The following is a 15,519-nucleotide window of genomic DNA, read 5'->3' as shown; positions in this document are numbered from 1 at the left end:
CTTCATTCGAACCAGCCACGCCGCTTGAACCAAATCAGCGGCAGCACGCCGCTGGCAATGATGGCGAGCCACGCCAGCGGATAGCCGAAGGTCCAGTCCAGCTCCGGCATGTGCTTGAAGTTCATGCCCCAGATGCCGACCAGAATCGTGGGCGGCACGCCGACGACCGAGACGATCGTCAAGATCTTGAACAGCTCGTTCTGCTGGATGTTGATGAAGCCGAGCACGGCATCGAGCAGAAGCTGGATCTTGTCCGACAATCGCGTCTCGTAATCGCCGAGCGAAGCGACATCCTTGGAGACGGCTTCGAGCCGCTTCTTCGACGCGGCGGTGATCCATTCACCCCCGACATCGCCGGCGAATGAAGCGATGCGGCCAACGCCAAGCAGGACATCGCGCGCCTTGGCGAGCCGATCCGCCAACTCGCCGATGTTTTCCAGCGCCTCGCGCATCCGCCGGCTGGAGCGGACCGGCCGCTTGCTGCGAACGAGCCCGCCCTTGAAGACGTCCCGCGAGAGCCTGTCGACCTTCGCGCCGAGATGCTCAAGGACATCGGCGCCGCGGTCGACCATGGCCTCGATCAGGCTGGTGAACACGCACATGCCGTTCTCCAGGCTGTCATCGGAACCGATGCGCTTGCCGATGTCCTCGAAGATCGGCAGCTGCGCGAAACGCACCGTCACCAGCACGTGCGGTCCGATGACGAATCCCACCGGCGTGATCTCGGCCTCGTTGTTCTCGTTGAGCCGGACCGCCGGCGAGCTGAGATAGAGCGTGCCGTTGTCGAGGATCAGGCGGCTCGACGCTTCGATCTCGCTGAGCGAATCCTCGGACGGAACGCGTATCCCGAGCAATCGTTCGACGAACTGCTTTTCCTCCGCGGTTGCGTCCAATAGATCAGCCCAGATGATCTCGGAGGGCATCTCCGCGCCGATCTTCTGCCAGTCGTCGGATGGCCACCTGTATAGTTTGAGCAAGAACCGAACTCCGCATACCCTCGCGCCGGATCGCACGGCCTGCGGCCATCCTGCGCCGAGCTAACGCATGAGGGTTCCGACGTTCAAAGTCGGGGGAGCAATCGAGCGACCCAATCAAACCAAGCGGGCGCGGCCTTCTTCGATGATGCCATCATGCCAGTGTTTTGCCCGACGCGTCAACGGCATCGCGCGACGCGCAACTCATCAATCGCGTCGCGCGCAAGTCATTGAAATCACTACCCTCGGCTACTGTGCATGGGGTTGTTCTTCAGGTTTTTTGTTTGGACCGGTCTCGTGACGATCTCTTCCGTTGGGAGAGATCGTCACCGACATCGCGCAATCGACATGCGCGCCCTACTCCCACGCCCATGTCGAGAAATCGTTCTCGTATTGGGGTACGTCCTTCCAGACGCCCTTCAGCTTCTTGTTGGTGATGGTGATCAGCTGCGGCTGGTACAAATAGCCCGAGACTGCATCGGTGGCCAGCATGCGCTGGGCGTCGCCGAGAAGCTTGGCACGGGCGGCTTCATCCGGCGTCGACACGATCTGCTTGTAGAGCGCGTTGAAGGCGTCGTTGTTGTAGCCGAGATAGTAGTCCGGCTCGGTGATCTTGACGAGATCGAACGGCTCGACATGGCTGACGATGGTGAGGTCGAAATTATGCGGACCATTGCCGGCGAACACCTGCGACAGCCATTGCGCCCATTCGACGTTCTCGATCTTGGCGATGATGCCGACCTTGGCAAGCTGGGCCGCGAGGACCTCGCCGCCCTGGCGCGCATAGGACGGCGGCGGCAGCTTCAACGACACCTCGAGCGGGGTGGTAACGCCGGCTTCGGCTAGCAGCTTCTTGGCCTTCTCGGGATCGTAGGGGTTGATGCCTGTCGTGTCGACATAGCCGAGCGCGCCCGGCACGTAGAAGCTTCCGATCGGCGTGCCGAAACCGTCGACCGCACCGTCGATCATCGCCTTGCGATCGATCGCGGCGAGGATGGCACGGCGCACGCGAACATCGTCGAGCGGCTTTTTGCGATGGTTGATACCGACGATGGTCTTGGCCCTGGAGCCGCCGACCATAACGTTGAAGCGCGGATCCGCCTTGAACTGCGCGATGGTGCGCTGGGCCGACACCCGGGGAAACGCGTCGACGTCGCCCGACAGCAGCGCCGCCGTCTGTGCGGACGGATCGGAGATGAAGCGGATCGTCACCTTCGCGAGCTTGATCGCGGCGGCGTTGCGATAGTCAGCCCATTTGGTCAGGGTCATCGAGGAGCCCTTGGCCCAGGCGCCCAGCTGATAGGGCCCGGTCCCGACCGGCTGCGTGATATTGGTGGCAGCGCTCTTCGGCTCGACGATCGAGCCGCTCGCCTGCCCCAGCAGGAACGGCAGGTTCGGCTCGGAATTTTTCAGGCTGATCACGACCGTGTCGGCGTCGGGCGCATCGACCTTCTCGAAGCTCTGGAACAGGCTCTTGTCCTTGTTGGTGCTGGTGGGGACCGCGTTGCGCTCGAACGAGAACTTCACGGCTGCGGAGTCAAACGGCTCGCCGTTGTGGAACTTGACGCCCTTGCGCAGCTTGAACGTATAGGTCTTCAGATCGGGCGATGCAGTCCAGCTCTCCGCCAGCAGGGGCGAGGTGGTGCCGTCCTCGTTGATCTTGGTCAGGGTCTCATAGATGTTGTAGAGCGTGACCTCGGCGATCGCGGCGGCGGCGGCGTTGGTGGGATCGAGCCCCGGCGGTTCCAGCGCCATCGCCATGACGACGCTGTCCTTCTTGCTCTGAGCCAGCACCGGCAACGGAGCAGCGGCAAGTGCGGCGGCGAATGCGACGATCGATAGTTTCCTGAACATGCGTAACTCCCCGGCCTTGTCTTGTCTCAAGCCTACGCCAATCCTGCCGCGGACGCTAACCTTCCACGGGCAATTGCGGCAACGCCATCACGGCTTCCGCCTTGTGGCAAGCGGCCAGATGCGTCTCGCCCACCTTGCGTAGCTCAGGCAGAACCTCGCGGCAATGCTGGTCGGCTAGCGCGCACCGCGAGACATAGGGGCAGCCGGTCGCGGCCGCCGATTGCGAGGCGATCGCCTGGGCTCCGCGCCGCCGCCGGCCTCCGCCGGCGCGCACCCGCGGCACGGCCTCCAGCAGCGCTCGCGTATAGGGATGGGCGCAACGCTCGAACAAATCCTCAGGCCTGCCCTGTTCGACGATCCGGCCCAGATACATCACCGCGACCTCGTCGCAGAGATAGTCGACGACGGCCAGGTCGTGGCTGATCAGGACGTAACTGAGGCCGAACTGCTCCTGGAGGTCCTGCATCAGGTTCAAGACTTGCGCCTGCACGGAAACGTCGAGCGCGGAGACCGGCTCGTCGGCGACGATCAGCTTCGGCTGGGTGATCAGCGCGCGCGCAATGGCGATGCGCTGGCGCTGGCCGCCGGAGAACTCGTGTGGATATTTCTCCATGTCGGCATCGCGCAGACCCACCTGCCGTAGCACTGCGGAGACGCGGGCACGTAGCGTCGTGCGATCAATCCCCTCCAGCACGGTGAGCGGTTCGGCGACGATGCGCGCGATGGTCTGGCGCGGGTCGAGCGATCCGTAGGGATCCTGGAACACCATCTGGAAATCGCGGCGGGCGCGGCGCAACTCGTCCGCGGAGATGCGGTTGAGGTCGCGGCCGAGCAGCGCGACCCGCCCCGATGTCGGCCGCTCCAGCGCCATCACCACCCGCGCGAATGTCGACTTGCCGGAGCCGGATTCGCCGACGATGCCGAGGCTCTTGCCGGCGTCGACCCGCACGCTGACACCGTTGAGCGCGCGCACCTGCCCGGGCGGGCGGAACACGCTTTCGCGCGGCAACGTGTAGCGCTGCTCGAGATCCTTCACGTCGAGAAGTGGCGCCGTGCTCATACGGTCAGCGCTCCGACGCGTTCGGCCATCGACACGTCCGTCCGGATGCAGCGCACGAAATGGCCCGGTCCGACGTCCACCATTGCTGGAAGCGCAGCCCGGCACTGCTCGATCACGAGCGGACACCGATCGGCGAAGGTGCAACCGGAAGGCAGATCGGCGAGCTCCGGCACCGTGCCCGATATCGTCGTCAGCCGCGTCCCCTTGCGTGCGCCGAGTTTCGGTCGGGCGCGGAACAGGCCCTGCGTGTAGGGATGGCCCATCCGGCGGAACACCTCGTCGGTCGGTCCGCTCTCGATGATCGTGCCGCCGTACATCACCATCATGCGCTGCACGTTCTCGGCGATGACGCCGAGATCGTGCGAGATCAGGATCATCGACATGCCGCGCTCCTCGACGAGATCAGCGATGAGGTCGAGGATCTGGCCCTGGATGGTGACGTCGAGCGCCGTGATCGGCTCGTCCGCGATCAGAAGGTCGGGCTCGCAGGCGAGCGCCATCGCGATCGTGACGCGCTGACGCTGGCCGCCGGAAAACTGGTGCGGATAAGCGTCGACGCGCCTGGCCGGATCAGGCAACCCGACGCGGTCGAGCAAGGCGATCGCCTCTCGCCGCGCCTGCGATGCCGAAAATTTCCTGTGACGCCGCAGCGGCTCGGCGACCTGGTTGCCGATCGTGTGCATCGGATTGAGCGCGGTCATCGGCTCCTGGAAGATCATGCTGATGCGATTGCCGCGCAGCCGACAATATTCCGCGTCCGACAAACCAGCGAGTTCGCCGCCATCCAGCTTGATGCTGCCGGTGACGGACGCGCTATCCGGCAGCAGCCCCATCAGCGACAACGCGGTGACCGACTTGCCGCAGCCGGATTCGCCGACGAGCCCGAGCGTCTCGCCGCGCTTCAGCGCAAAGCTGACGCCGCGCACGGCCTGCGCCGGCCCGCGGCTGGTGTTGAGGCGCACGCCGAGATTGACAACCTCGATCAACGGCATGGACGAGCGCTCGCTCATCATCATCGCTCCCGCGCCAGTCGAGGGTCGAGCAGATCGCGCAGTCCGTCGCCGAGCAGATTGAGGCCGAGCACCGCGATTGCAATCGCAGCACCCGGGTAGACGGCGAGCATCGGCGACTGGAACAGCAGCGACTGCGCGTCGTTCAGCATCCGTCCCCAGGACGGCTGCGGCGGCTGCGTGCCGAGACCGAGATACGACAAGGCGGCTTCGGCAAGGATCGCGAGCGCAAACTGGATCGTCGCCTGTACGATCAGAATCGACATGATGTTGGGCAGCACGTGCTCGATGGTGATGCGAAAGCGCCCTTTCCCCGCGGCGCGCGCGGCCAGCACGAATTCGCGCGCCCAGATCGCGTTGGCCGAGCCGCGCGTCAGCCGGATCAGCGTCGGGATCTGGAAGATGCCGATGGCGACGATCGAGGTCACCATGCCGGGCCCCACGACCGCGGCGAGCATGATCGCCGAGAGCACGGCCGGAAAGGCGAAGGTGAAATCGGAGAAGCGCATGATGATCTCTTCGGTCCAGCCGCGCCTGGCCGACGCGATGAGGCCGAGACAGACGCCGAAGGTGAGGCCGATGCTGACCGCGATGATGCCGACCATGATGGTGGAGCGGGCGCCGGCGAGCAGCAGCGAAACGATGTCGCGGCCGAAGACGTCGGTGCCGAGCCAGTGCGCGGCCGAGGGCGGCCGGAGCTTTGACGCGATGTCGATCTCATAGGGCGACCAGGGCGTCCACACCAGCGACAGCAGCGCCGAGGCGAGAACCAGCAGGCTCAGCGCGCCGCCGAGCACGAAGCTGCGATGACGCAGCGCGCGGCGCCAGAAGGTCCGGGCCGGCAGAGGGCGCGCTACGGCCGGCGCGTCGACGAGGGTGGTCAACGGCGCGCTCACAGATCATGGACCTTGATGCGGGGATCGACGAAGGCATAGAGCACGTCGACCACGAAATTGACGATGACCACCATGGTCGCGAGCAGCATCACGCAGTTGCGCACCACGATGAGGTCGCGGTTGGCGATCGACTGAAAGATCAGGCGGCCGAGCCCCGGCAGATAGAACACGTTCTCGATCACGATGGTGCCGGCGAGCAGATTGGCGAATTGCAGGCCCATGACCGTCATCACAGGGATCATGGCGTTGCGCAGCACATGACTCCACAGTACCTCGCGCTTGCCGAGGCCCTTCGCGCGCGCCGTGCGAACGAAGTCTTCGCGCAGCACTTCCAGCACAGCCGAGCGCGTGACGCGTGCGAGGATCGCGGCCTGCACGACCGCAAGCGACACCGCCGGCAGCAGCAGCGACTTGATGCCGAGCCAGACGCCGTCCTCCCAACCGGGAAAGCCGCCCGCGGAGAGCCATTGCAGCCGTACCGAGAACAGTAGCACCAGCAGGATTGCGAACCAGAAATTCGGCAGCGCGATGCCGATCTGCGTCAGCGACATCACGCCGACGTCGCCGAGCTTGTTGTGGTTGGCGGCGGTGTAGATGCCGGCCGAGAGCGCCAGCGTCACCGTGATCAGCATGGACATCATCGCGAGCGGAATGGTCAACACCAGCCGCTCCACGATCAGGCTGGCGACCGGTGTGCCGTAGACATAGGAGTTGCCGAGATCGCCGACGAGCAGCCCTTTGATCCAATGCAGATAGCGAACCGCCAGCGGCTGGTCGAGCCCGAGCTTGATGGTGAGCGCGCGGACCGCATCTGGCGAGGCGTCGGCGCCCATCAGCATCTGCGCGGCGTTGCCCGGAAGCGCATCCAGCACCAGGAAAATGATCACGGACGCGCCGACCAGCGTCGCCAGCAGGGTCAGCACACGTCGGAGGACAAATACGCTCATGCGCGCTCGGATTCAGGGCTCATCCGCAGCACGATCAACATGTCCGGGCATCGGAGGCAAGTGCTTTGCAAACAAGTCCCTTGCGGCATGTGCCTCACCTCAGCCGGGCCAGCGGGACAGGAGGTCATGCGACGCCTCGAACAGCGCGCTCACGCGCAGCAAGTCCGCATCAGCGCGGAAGCGGCCGACGAGTTGCAAGCCGATCGGCAGGCCGTCGCGGCCGAAGCCGCAGGGCAGACTGAGCGCGGGGTGTCCGGTCATGTTGAACGGCATGGTCCAGGGGAACCAGTGCGGCCGGACGCTGTCAAACTGCTTGCCGTCGATCTCGATGGTGCCGAACAGGTCCTGATCGATCGGCAGGGCGGTGCGGGTGAGGGTCGGCATCGCCAGCAGATGCCCATGCGCAAGCAGGGACTGCACCCGGCGGAACAGCGCCGTGCGCGCGAACATCGCCTCCTGATAGGCAACGCCGCTGAAGTCGGTGGCGAGCGCAAGCTGCCTGAGGAAGGCCTCGCTCAGCGCGTCCCCATGCTCGGCCGCGAATTTTGCAAAGCGCGTCCGCCAGACCGTGTGATTGATGGCGCGCCAGATCGGCTCGATGTCGAACCCCTCGCCCGAAAACTCCTCGAGCTCGGCACCTAGGCCCGCAAGTCGATCGAGGCTCGCCTTGAAGCCGGCCTCGACGTCGACAGATACCGGGCGTCCGGGTGGCGACAGGCAATACAGGATTTTCTGCCCACGCAGATCGCCACGCGGGGCGGCCGTGCCGATGAAGTCGGGCACGGGAACGCCGATCGACCAGGGATCGCAAGAATCCTCGCCGGCCATCGCCTGCATCATCAGCGCGGTGTCGGGGACGGACCGCGTCATCGGCGTGACATAGGTCTGGTTGCCGAACACGTCCAGCGCCTGGCTATGCGGGATGACGCCATTGCTCTGCTTCAGCCCGACCACGCCGTTGCAAGCGGCGGGAATCCGCGTCGAGCCGCCGCCATCGGTTGCGATCGCAAGCGGCGCGATGCCGCTCGCCACCGCCACCGCCGCGCCGCCACTGGAGCCGCCCGACGAGCGCTCGGCGCTCCACGCATTGCGGGTGCGGCCGAACAGCGGCGAGTCGGTCAGGCATTTGCTGCCGAATTCGGGCGTCGTGGTCTTGCCGATCAGAATGGCGCCTTCCGCACGCAGCCTTGCAACCGCGACGGCATCCTCGTTCGGAACATTATCCTTGTAGGGAATGGCGCCGAAACTGGTCGTGACACCCCTGGTGTTGACGATGTCCTTGACGGTTGCGGGGATGCCGTGCAGCAGGCCGAGCGGCTCGCCCGCCATCAGCTTGCGCTCGGCTTCGCGCGCGGCGGCAAGCGCCTCGTCGCCGCAGATCGTGATGAAGCAGTTCAGCTCAGGCTGGAGCGCTTCGGCGCGGGCGAGCACCGCGCGGGTGAGCTCGACGGGCGAGATCTGCTTTGTCGCGATGAGACCGCGCAGCACGGTTGCGGATAGCAGGCAAGGATCGCCGTTCATCGTCACATCGCTCCGAAGCGGGCCGCCGTTGGCCGATAGCATTGACAGCCAGGATGACAGTTTTGTTAACTCGCCGTCCAATACGATTTTGAGCACCAACCCATACGATTTCGGTATGCCAATGGATCTTCGCCGGCTCCGCTATTTCGTTGCCGTCGCCGAGGCGCGCAGCGTCGGCAAGGCGGCCGAGCGGCTGCGGATGGCGCAGCCGCCGCTCTCGGTCCAAATCCGCAAGCTGGAGGCCGAGGTCGGCGCGCCGCTGTTCCGCCGCGGCACGCGCGGCATGGATTTGACCGAAGCGGGCCAGGCGCTGCTGGCGCGCGCCGGCGAGGCGCTGGCGCTGGCGGCCGACGGCATCGAGGCCGCGCGCGCGGTCGCGGCCGGCAGCCGTGGTCGGCTGTCCGTCGGCTACATGTTCGTACTGGCGAACGCGATGCTGCCGCGTCTCATCCCCGAGTTGCGGCGATCCGTTCCCGGCGTCGATCTCGATTTCGCCGAGCTCAGTGCCACGACGCGCGAGCCGCGTCTGCTCGACCGTAGCGTCACGGTCGCGCTGTGCATGCCGGCGATCCACCATCCCGAGATCCAGGTGGCCCGAATCGGCGCGCAGCCGTTCGTGCTGGCGGTGCGAAACCGTTCGCCGCTTGCGCGCCTGAGCGCGGTGTCAATGACACGACTACAAGGCCGTCCGCTGATCGCGTTGCCGCCGCCGGAGCGCGACCCCTCCTCCTCCGCGGTCGCGGCCCTGCTGCGGCGGCATCAGATCGTGATGCCGATTGCGAGCCGGGTAGAGACAGTGCATTCGGCGATGAACCTGGTTCTCGCCGGTGAAGGCCTCGCCATCCTGCCCGCCTGCGCCCAGCTCGGGGCACCGCGCGGCATCGTGTTCCGGCCGTTGCGGGATGCGACCGATTCCATCGACATCGCGGTCTGCTGGCGGCGGGATTCTCACAGCCCGCTGATCCGGACCTTCCTCAAATGCGCCGAGAAGGTCGTGGCACCGCTGTGACGCGACGCTACAAGCTCCAGATAATCTCGTGACTCCACGGCGGATCGGCACCGGGACGGGTGCAGGTGAGACCGGCGCAATTGGCAGCAAAGGATAGTGCACCGCGAAGCTCGTCCGCGCCGATATCCTTCAGTTGCTGTCGGGCGAGGCGTCCCTGCTTGTGCAGGGCGAACAACAACGCCGCCTGAAAACTGTCACCCGCGCCGATGGTGTCGGCGACCACGACCTTGGGGGCGGCGACCTCGATCTGTCCTGCCCCCGCATGCCACGCGATCGCACCGTTGTCGCCACGGGTGATGACGACGAGGCTCGCGCCGCGTGCAAGCAGCGTGCTCGCACGCTGGTGATACGGCTCGTCGGCGAACAGATAGGTAAAATCGACGTCTGACATCTTGATGAGATCGGCACAGCCGGCAAACTCGGCCATGCGGGCGAGATAAGCCGGCTTGTCCTTCACGAGGTTGGGCCGGCAGTTCGGATCAAAGGAGATTGTCGAGGACGCTCGTGCGTCCGCGATCAGGGCCATGGTCTCGCTCGCCCCCTGGTCATTGACCAGCGTGGTCGAGCCGACATGGAGAACTTCGACCGTATCGAAGGGAATAGAGCCGCGCCGGTAGGTCCAATTCCGCGTCGCGGTCTCGGCGTCGTAGAAAGCATAATGCGACTCTCCCGCAACGATACGCACGAAGGCGAGCGTGGTCTGGTGATCGCTGCTTGTGGCGAGACCGAGCTCGACATTGGATACAGCGGCGTGGTCGGCGATCATGCGCCCGAACATGTCCGTCGAGATCCCGCCGACAAAGCCGGTCGGCGCGCCGAGCCGCGCCATGCCGATTGCGACGTTGAGGCAGGAGCCGCCGACCGCCGGCATCACCGCTTCGCGCCCGTCGGTATTTCGCGTCGGGACAAAATCGATCAGCGCGTCGCCGCAGGAAATCAACATCCGTTTCAACCTCCGGCCATTCCACGCATCGCCGCGCGGCTGCCGCGATCGACCTCGCGCAGCAACTTGTAGACCTCGCGCTTGCGGGCGTGAAAGGCGGCAATGTCGGGCGTAGTGGGCTCGCTCTTCCGTCCCAACGCCGACATCTTGGCCATGGTTTCGCCGATCGAGGCATAGGCGCCGCCGGCGACTGCGCCGAGCATCGCGGCGCCGAGCAGCACGGGCTCCCTGGTCTGCGGCAGCGCCACGGTGAGGCCAGTCGTATCCGCCATGATCTGCCGCACCAGCGGACTGCGGCTGGCGCCGCCGCCCATGATCATGATGCTGGAATGGACGCCATGCGCGGTAAAGGCCTCGATCACCTCGGCAAGCCCATAGGCGAGCCCGCACAGACCGGCGACGAACAGCCGTTCCATCGAGGCGATGTCGGTGTCGAGATCGAGGCCCGCGATCACCGCGCGCGTGTCAGGGTCGGCATAGGGCGAGCGGTTGCCGATGAACTCAGGAAGCACATGGACGTTGCGGGCCAGCAGCACGGCGCGGCTGGCGCCGCCTGCGCGCGCGATGATGCGGCGCTCGAGAAACTCGATGAGGTCGAGGCCCTCGCTGCGCGCCGCCACGCTCGCCTCGGCGTGGCCGGGATGCGACTTGAGAAGATGGTCGATCGCAGCGCCCGCAGCCGACTGCCCGCCCTCGTTGAGCCAGAAATTTGGTACCATGCCCGAATAGTAAGGACCCCACACGCCCGGTACGAAGCACGGTTCTTTCGTCGTCGCCATGATGCAGGCCGACGTTCCCATGATGTAGGCGAGGCGGTCGCAGACATCTGTCGCGCCCTCCGATTCATCGCGGCCGCCGATGGCGCCGATGCCGCCGGCATGGGCATCGATCAGGGACGCTCCGACCGGCGTGCCCGGTGACAAGCCGAGATCGGCAGCTGCCGTACCGGTTAGACCGGCGCCGAGCCGCGTGCCAGGCGCGACGATCTCGGTGCCGATGCGGGCGTATTTCTCGTTGACGAAGTCCGACAGGCCGATGCGCTTGAAGAATGGCGCGCTCCAGCCACCGCCGTCATGCGCGAGGTAGTTCCATTTGCAAGTGACCGTGCAGGTCGAGCGTTGCAACGAGCCGGTGGCGCGCCAGGTCAGGTAATCCGCCAGATCGAAGAAGTGCCCTGCGGCGTCGAAGCTCGTGCGCATGTGCCGCTTCAGCCACAGCAGTTTCGGCATCTCCATCTCGGGCGAGATCGAGCCGCCGACATAGCGCAGCACGGCATCACCGGTTTCGTTGATCAGCCGCGCCTCGGCCGTGGCGCGGTGATCCATCCAGACGATGACGTTGCGCTGCCGGTCGCCGGAGGCGCTGATGGTGAGCGGCTCGCCTTGCCGGTCGAGCACCACGAGGGAGCAGGTGGCGTCGAAACCGATACCGCCGACGCTGTCGGGCGCGATTGCAGCTTCCGCCATCGCGGCCCGCACCGACGCCGTGCAAGCGTCCCAGATATCCTGGGACGACTGTTCGACGATGTCACCGGCCTCGGGCCATATCCTGATCGGATGCCGTGCGATAGCCAACAAGGTGCCCGCCTCGTCGAACACCCCTGCCCGCGTGCTTGTGGTCCCTACATCGACGCCGATATACGCTCGCGGCATTGTCGCCCCCGGAAGCTCTCGTCAGTTTTGACGCAAGCCTACCAGCAAGTGTAGCCGCCATCCACCAGCACGATGCTGCCGGTCATCAGGCTCGCGGCCTCGGACGAGAGAAAGAGCACCACGGAGGCGATCTCCTCGACCTGCCCCATCCGCGCCATCGGGGTTCCACCGATCCAGGCGTCGTACATTCTCGGATTGCTCTTCACGAAGGCGTTGAGCGGCGTCTCGATATAGGTCGGCGCCACCGCGTTGACGCGGATGCCGCGCGCGCCCCATTCGGCGGCGAGCGATTTCGTCAGATGGTGCACGCCGGCCTTGGACGCATTGTAGAAGCACTGCTCCTGCGGCTTGTTGACGATGAAGCCGGACATCGAGCCGACATTGACGATGGCGCCGCTCTTCGCCTTGAGCATGTGCTTGCCGAATTCGCGGCAGCACCAGAAGGTGCCGTTGAGATTGACGTCGATCACATTGAGCCAGTGCTCGTCGGTCACGGTCTCCGCCGGCGTCTCGCTGCGGGCGATGCCGGCGTTGTTGACGAGGATGTCCACCTTGCCGTGCCGGGCAACGACGTCGTTGGCCACTTCCGCCACGCGCTTGGTATCGGTGACGTCCATGATCGCCGTCTCGGCGTCATACCCCTTCGCCTTCAGGCTGGCTTTTGCACTGTCGGCGACCTTACTGTCGCGATCGCCGATGACGACCCTGGCGCCGGCTTCAGCCAGCGCTTCGGCGCAGGCGAAGCCGATGCCTTGCCCGCCGCCGGTGATGAACGCGGTCTTGCCGTTCAGCTTGAATTTTTCCAGGTACATGTTGCTTTTCCCGATTCTTGCCGTTTCTTGTCAGCCCCGGATGGCGTTGCCGCTTGCGTCGAAGCGATGGATGCGCGCTGGCTCCGGCACCAGCGATACATGGTCGCCGGCGTGCAGGCTCAACTCACCGATGTAGCGCGCCGTCAGCATGCCGAGCGGGCCGGCATCGACATAAAGGAAGGTGTCGCTGCCGAGATGCTCGGCCACCGCGATCGTTCCCTGCCAGCCGCCGGCACCGTCGCGCTCGATCTTGAGATGCTCAGGCCGTACGCCGATCGTTGCTGCGGCCTTCTGCAAGGCGTGCTCGCCGGTCACGAAGTTCATCTTGGGCGAGCCGATGAAGCCGGCGACGAAGAGGTTGGCCGGCTTCTCGTAGAGCTCCAGCGGCGAGCCGTATTGCTCGATCTTGCCGCCGTTGAGCACCACGATCTTGTCGGCCATGGTCATGGCCTCGACCTGGTCGTGGGTGACATAGATCGCGGTGGTGCCGAGCTGCTTCTGGAGCCGCGTCACCTCGATCCGCATCTGCACGCGCAGCGCCGCGTCGAGGTTGGAGAGCGGCTCGTCGAACAAAAACGCCTTGGGCTCGCGGACGATGGCACGCCCGATCGCGACGCGCTGGCGCTGGCCGCCGGAGAGCTCGCGCGGCTTGCGATCGAGATAGGGAGTGAGGTTCAGCGTTGCGGCGGCGGCCTCGACCTTACGGTTGATCTCGTCCTTGGCCAGCCCCGCCATCTTCAGGCCGAAGCCGATGTTGCCGCGCACGCTCATATGCGGATAGAGCGCATAGGACTGGAACACCATCGAGAGCCCGCGCTTGGCCGGCGGCGTGTCGACCACGTTCTTGCCGTCGATCAGGATCTTGCCGCCGGAGACGTCCTCGAGCCCCGCGATCAGCCGCAAGAGCGTGGTCTTGCCGCAGCCCGACGGCCCCACGAACACCACGAACGACCCATCGGCGATCTCCAGGTCCGCGCCCTTGATGATGTGCACGGGGCCGAAGGATTTCTGCACGTCCTGAAGTGTGATCTGACCCATGATCCGGCAGCCCTTCCTACTTTACCGCGCCAAAGGTGAGCCCGCGCACGAGCTGCTTCTGGCTGAACCAACCGAGGACGAGAATGGGCGCGATCGCCAACGTGGAAGCCGCCGACAGCTTTGCCCAGAACAGCCCTTCCGGGCTCGAATAGGACGCGATGAACGTGGTGAGCGGCGCAGCGTTCGAGGTCGACAGATTGAGCGTCCAGAACGCCTCGTTCCAGGCCAGGATCAGGTTCAGCAGCATGGTCGATGCGAGCCCCGGGATCGCCATCGGCGTCAGCACGTAGATCAGCTCGCGGCCGATGGTGGCGCCGTCCATGCGCGCGGCTTCCAGGATGTCGCGCGGAATCTCCTTGAAATATGTGAACAGCATCCAGATCACGATCGGCAAGTTTCCGAGACACAGGATGAAGACGAGGCCGATGCGGGAATCGAGCAGGCCGAATGACTTGTAGATCAGGTAGATCGGCACCAGCACGCCGACCGGCGGCATCATCTTGGTCGAGAGCATCCAGAGCAGGATGTCCTTGGTGCGCTTGGTCGGCGAGAACGCCATCGACCAGGCCGCGGGGATCGCGATCAAAAGCGCGATCAAGGTCGAGCCGCCGGCGATGATGATCGAGTTCATCGCGTGGAGGACATAATCGCTGCGCTCCTGCACCGTCGCGTAGTTTTCCGTGGTCCAGTGGAAGAACAGGAAGGACGGCGGGATCGCGAAAGCCTCGAGCTCGGTCTTGAAGCTCGCCAATACCATCCAGAGGATCGGGAAGAAGATCAGGAAGCCGAAGAACCACGCCCCGATGGTCGAGACCACCACCCGCTGCCTCGTCGCCGTACGCGCCATGTCTTATGCCTCCAGGTTGCGACCGACGATACGGACGAGGAAAAAGGCAACAACGTTGGCGATCACGACAGCGACGAGGCCGCCTGCCGAGGCAGTACCGACATCGTACTGGATCAGTGCCTGCGAATAGATCAGGAAGGCGATGTTGGTGGTCGAGAGTCCCGGGCCGCCGCCCGTGGTGACGTAGATCTCGGCAAAGACGGTGAGCAGGAAGATCGTCTCGATCAGGATCACCACCGTGATGGGGCGCGCGAGGTGCGGCAGCGTGATGTAGATGAAGGTCGAGACCGCGCTGGCACCGTCCATTTCAGCGGCTTCCTTCTGCTCCTCGTCGAGCGACTGCATCGCGGTGAGCAAAATCAGGGTCGCGAACGGCAGCCATTGCCAGGACACGATCAGGATCACGGCGAGCAGCGGCGCGTCGGTAAACCAGTCAATCGGCGTCAACCCGAACAGCGAGGCGATCCAGGCAAACAGCCCGGACACAGGATGCATCAGCAGGTTCTTCCAGACCAGCGCGCTCACCGTCGGCATCACGAAGAACGGCGCGATCACCATCAACCGCACGATGTTGAGGCCGATCACCGGCTGGTCGAGCAATAGCGCCAGCGGAATTCCGAGCAGGACGGTCAGCGCCAGCACCGAGCCGACCAGCACCAGCGTGTTCTGGAGCGAGGCGAGGAACGCGGGGTCGGTGAGGAAGTAGCGGAAGTTTTCCAGCCCGACGAACGCTTCCGAGCCGGGATCGAGTAAGCTGTAATGCAGCGTCGAGAAATAGATCGTCAACGCGAGCGGGACGATCATCCAGATGAACAGCAGCCCGACGGCCGGCGTCAGGAGCGTCCGTGCGAGAAGCTGCGTCTGCCGGGTTGCCATTCTTGGCTTCTCCGCTTGCGGGAAGAAGGCGGCCATCCACCTGGAGCGGTGGATGGCCGCAAGTCTGAGCTCAGGAGGGA

At 65.0% G+C, this 15,519-nt stretch carries 14 protein-coding genes; 1 reads left to right on the top strand and 13 read right to left on the bottom strand.

All coding sequences use genetic code 11. The annotated features are described in order from the left end of the window. Window positions 1-2 precede the first annotated feature (2 nt). The 7 genes from ACIPUD_RS28205 to ACIPUD_RS28175 form a co-directional block, all read right to left on the bottom strand. A complete protein-coding gene (locus ACIPUD_RS28205) occupies window positions 3-977 on the bottom strand; it encodes a magnesium transporter CorA family protein (protein WP_204510757.1) in 975 nt (324 codons plus the stop codon). Between the two features lie 354 nt (window positions 978-1,331). Continuing rightward, window positions 1,332-2,828 (bottom strand): ABC transporter substrate-binding protein, encoded by a 1,497-nt coding sequence (locus tag ACIPUD_RS28200; protein WP_446481933.1) that lies wholly within the window; start codon window positions 2,826-2,828, stop codon window positions 1,332-1,334. Window positions 2,829-2,883: 55 nt separating this feature from the next. After that, entirely contained in the window at window positions 2,884-3,888 is a 1,005-nt protein-coding gene (locus ACIPUD_RS28195) for an ABC transporter ATP-binding protein (RefSeq protein ID WP_377786422.1), read from the bottom strand. Next, window positions 3,885-4,898 carry an ABC transporter ATP-binding protein gene (locus ACIPUD_RS28190; protein ID WP_446481932.1) on the bottom strand — a complete coding sequence of 338 codons (1,014 nt, stop codon included), beginning with the start codon at window positions 4,896-4,898 and terminating at the stop codon, window positions 3,885-3,887. Before ACIPUD_RS28190 ends, ACIPUD_RS28195 begins: the two co-directional genes overlap by 4 nt. A gap of 2 nt (window positions 4,899-4,900) precedes the next feature. After that, complete coding sequence (locus tag ACIPUD_RS28185; RefSeq protein WP_018458640.1) at window positions 4,901-5,794, bottom strand: ABC transporter permease; 894 nt, start codon at window positions 5,792-5,794, stop codon at window positions 4,901-4,903. Then, window positions 5,791-6,741 (bottom strand): ABC transporter permease, encoded by a 951-nt coding sequence (locus ACIPUD_RS28180; RefSeq protein WP_446481931.1) that lies wholly within the window; start codon window positions 6,739-6,741, stop codon window positions 5,791-5,793. The genes ACIPUD_RS28185 and ACIPUD_RS28180 overlap by 4 nt, the downstream gene beginning before the upstream one ends. 99 nt (window positions 6,742-6,840) lie before the next feature. Beyond that, window positions 6,841-8,262 carry an amidase gene (locus ACIPUD_RS28175; RefSeq protein WP_026233627.1) on the bottom strand — a complete coding sequence of 474 codons (1,422 nt, stop codon included), beginning with the start codon at window positions 8,260-8,262 and terminating at the stop codon, window positions 6,841-6,843. A gap of 121 nt (window positions 8,263-8,383) precedes the next feature. Here ACIPUD_RS28175 and ACIPUD_RS28170 point away from each other — a divergent pair, with 121 nt between their 5' ends. Beyond that, complete coding sequence (locus ACIPUD_RS28170) at window positions 8,384-9,271, top strand: LysR family transcriptional regulator (protein ID WP_018458637.1); 888 nt, start codon at window positions 8,384-8,386, stop codon at window positions 9,269-9,271. Between the two features lie 7 nt (window positions 9,272-9,278). On the opposite strand, the gene ACIPUD_RS28165 is transcribed toward ACIPUD_RS28170, so the two are convergent. Genes ACIPUD_RS28165 through ACIPUD_RS28140 form a run of 6 tightly spaced genes read right to left on the bottom strand, consistent with a single transcriptional unit; the run spans window position 9,279 to window position 15,439 of the window. Continuing rightward, a complete protein-coding gene (locus tag ACIPUD_RS28165; protein ID WP_247404415.1) occupies window positions 9,279-10,214 on the bottom strand; it encodes a carbohydrate kinase family protein in 936 nt (311 codons plus the stop codon). A 5-nt stretch (window positions 10,215-10,219) separates the two neighbouring features. Next, window positions 10,220-11,866 carry an FGGY-family carbohydrate kinase gene (locus tag ACIPUD_RS28160; protein ID WP_247394420.1) on the bottom strand — a complete coding sequence of 549 codons (1,647 nt, stop codon included), beginning with the start codon at window positions 11,864-11,866 and terminating at the stop codon, window positions 10,220-10,222. A 38-nt stretch (window positions 11,867-11,904) separates the two neighbouring features. Continuing rightward, window positions 11,905-12,678 (bottom strand): SDR family NAD(P)-dependent oxidoreductase, encoded by a 774-nt coding sequence (locus ACIPUD_RS28155; protein ID WP_018458634.1) that lies wholly within the window; start codon window positions 12,676-12,678, stop codon window positions 11,905-11,907. A gap of 30 nt (window positions 12,679-12,708) precedes the next feature. Next, on the bottom strand, window positions 12,709-13,716 hold the full coding sequence (locus ACIPUD_RS28150) for an ABC transporter ATP-binding protein (protein WP_247404421.1): 1,008 nt from the start codon (window positions 13,714-13,716) through the stop codon (window positions 12,709-12,711). 16 nt (window positions 13,717-13,732) lie between these two features. Beyond that, complete coding sequence (locus tag ACIPUD_RS28145) at window positions 13,733-14,563, bottom strand: carbohydrate ABC transporter permease (RefSeq protein ID WP_026233625.1); 831 nt, start codon at window positions 14,561-14,563, stop codon at window positions 13,733-13,735. A gap of 3 nt (window positions 14,564-14,566) precedes the next feature. Further along, window positions 14,567-15,439 carry a carbohydrate ABC transporter permease gene (locus ACIPUD_RS28140; RefSeq protein ID WP_026233624.1) on the bottom strand — a complete coding sequence of 291 codons (873 nt, stop codon included), beginning with the start codon at window positions 15,437-15,439 and terminating at the stop codon, window positions 14,567-14,569. Between the last annotated feature and the right edge of the window lie 80 nt (window positions 15,440-15,519).

The sequence above is a fragment of the Bradyrhizobium sp. CAR08 genome (assembly GCF_052871955.1).
The sequence above is the reverse complement of the archived record's forward strand: the minus strand, read 5'-3'. Positions and strand labels throughout refer to the sequence as shown.

Bases quoted from the DNA above. Each gene is read 5' to 3' on its own strand.
- ACIPUD_RS28190 (WP_446481932.1), bottom strand. From the start codon at position 4,898: ATGAGCGAGCGCTCGTCCATGCCGTTGATCGAGGTTGTCAATCTCGGC.
- ACIPUD_RS28200 (WP_446481933.1), bottom strand. From the start codon at position 2,828: ATGTTCAGGAAACTATCGATCGTCGCATTCGCCGCCGCACTTGCCGCT.
- ACIPUD_RS28145 (WP_026233625.1), bottom strand. From the start codon at position 14,563: ATGGCGCGTACGGCGACGAGGCAGCGGGTGGTGGTCTCGACCATCGGG.
- ACIPUD_RS28180 (WP_446481931.1), bottom strand. From the start codon at position 6,741: ATGAGCGTATTTGTCCTCCGACGTGTGCTGACCCTGCTGGCGACGCTG.
- ACIPUD_RS28170 (WP_018458637.1), top strand. From the start codon at position 8,384: ATGGATCTTCGCCGGCTCCGCTATTTCGTTGCCGTCGCCGAGGCGCGC.
- ACIPUD_RS28175 (WP_026233627.1), bottom strand. From the start codon at position 8,262: ATGAACGGCGATCCTTGCCTGCTATCCGCAACCGTGCTGCGCGGTCTC.
- ACIPUD_RS28155 (WP_018458634.1), bottom strand. From the start codon at position 12,678: ATGTACCTGGAAAAATTCAAGCTGAACGGCAAGACCGCGTTCATCACC.
- ACIPUD_RS28160 (WP_247394420.1), bottom strand. From the start codon at position 11,866: ATGCCGCGAGCGTATATCGGCGTCGATGTAGGGACCACAAGCACGCGG.
- ACIPUD_RS28165 (WP_247404415.1), bottom strand. From the start codon at position 10,214: ATGTTGATTTCCTGCGGCGACGCGCTGATCGATTTTGTCCCGACGCGA.
- ACIPUD_RS28195 (WP_377786422.1), bottom strand. From the start codon at position 3,888: ATGAGCACGGCGCCACTTCTCGACGTGAAGGATCTCGAGCAGCGCTAC.
- ACIPUD_RS28150 (WP_247404421.1), bottom strand. From the start codon at position 13,716: ATGGGTCAGATCACACTTCAGGACGTGCAGAAATCCTTCGGCCCCGTG.
- ACIPUD_RS28140 (WP_026233624.1), bottom strand. From the start codon at position 15,439: ATGGCAACCCGGCAGACGCAGCTTCTCGCACGGACGCTCCTGACGCCG.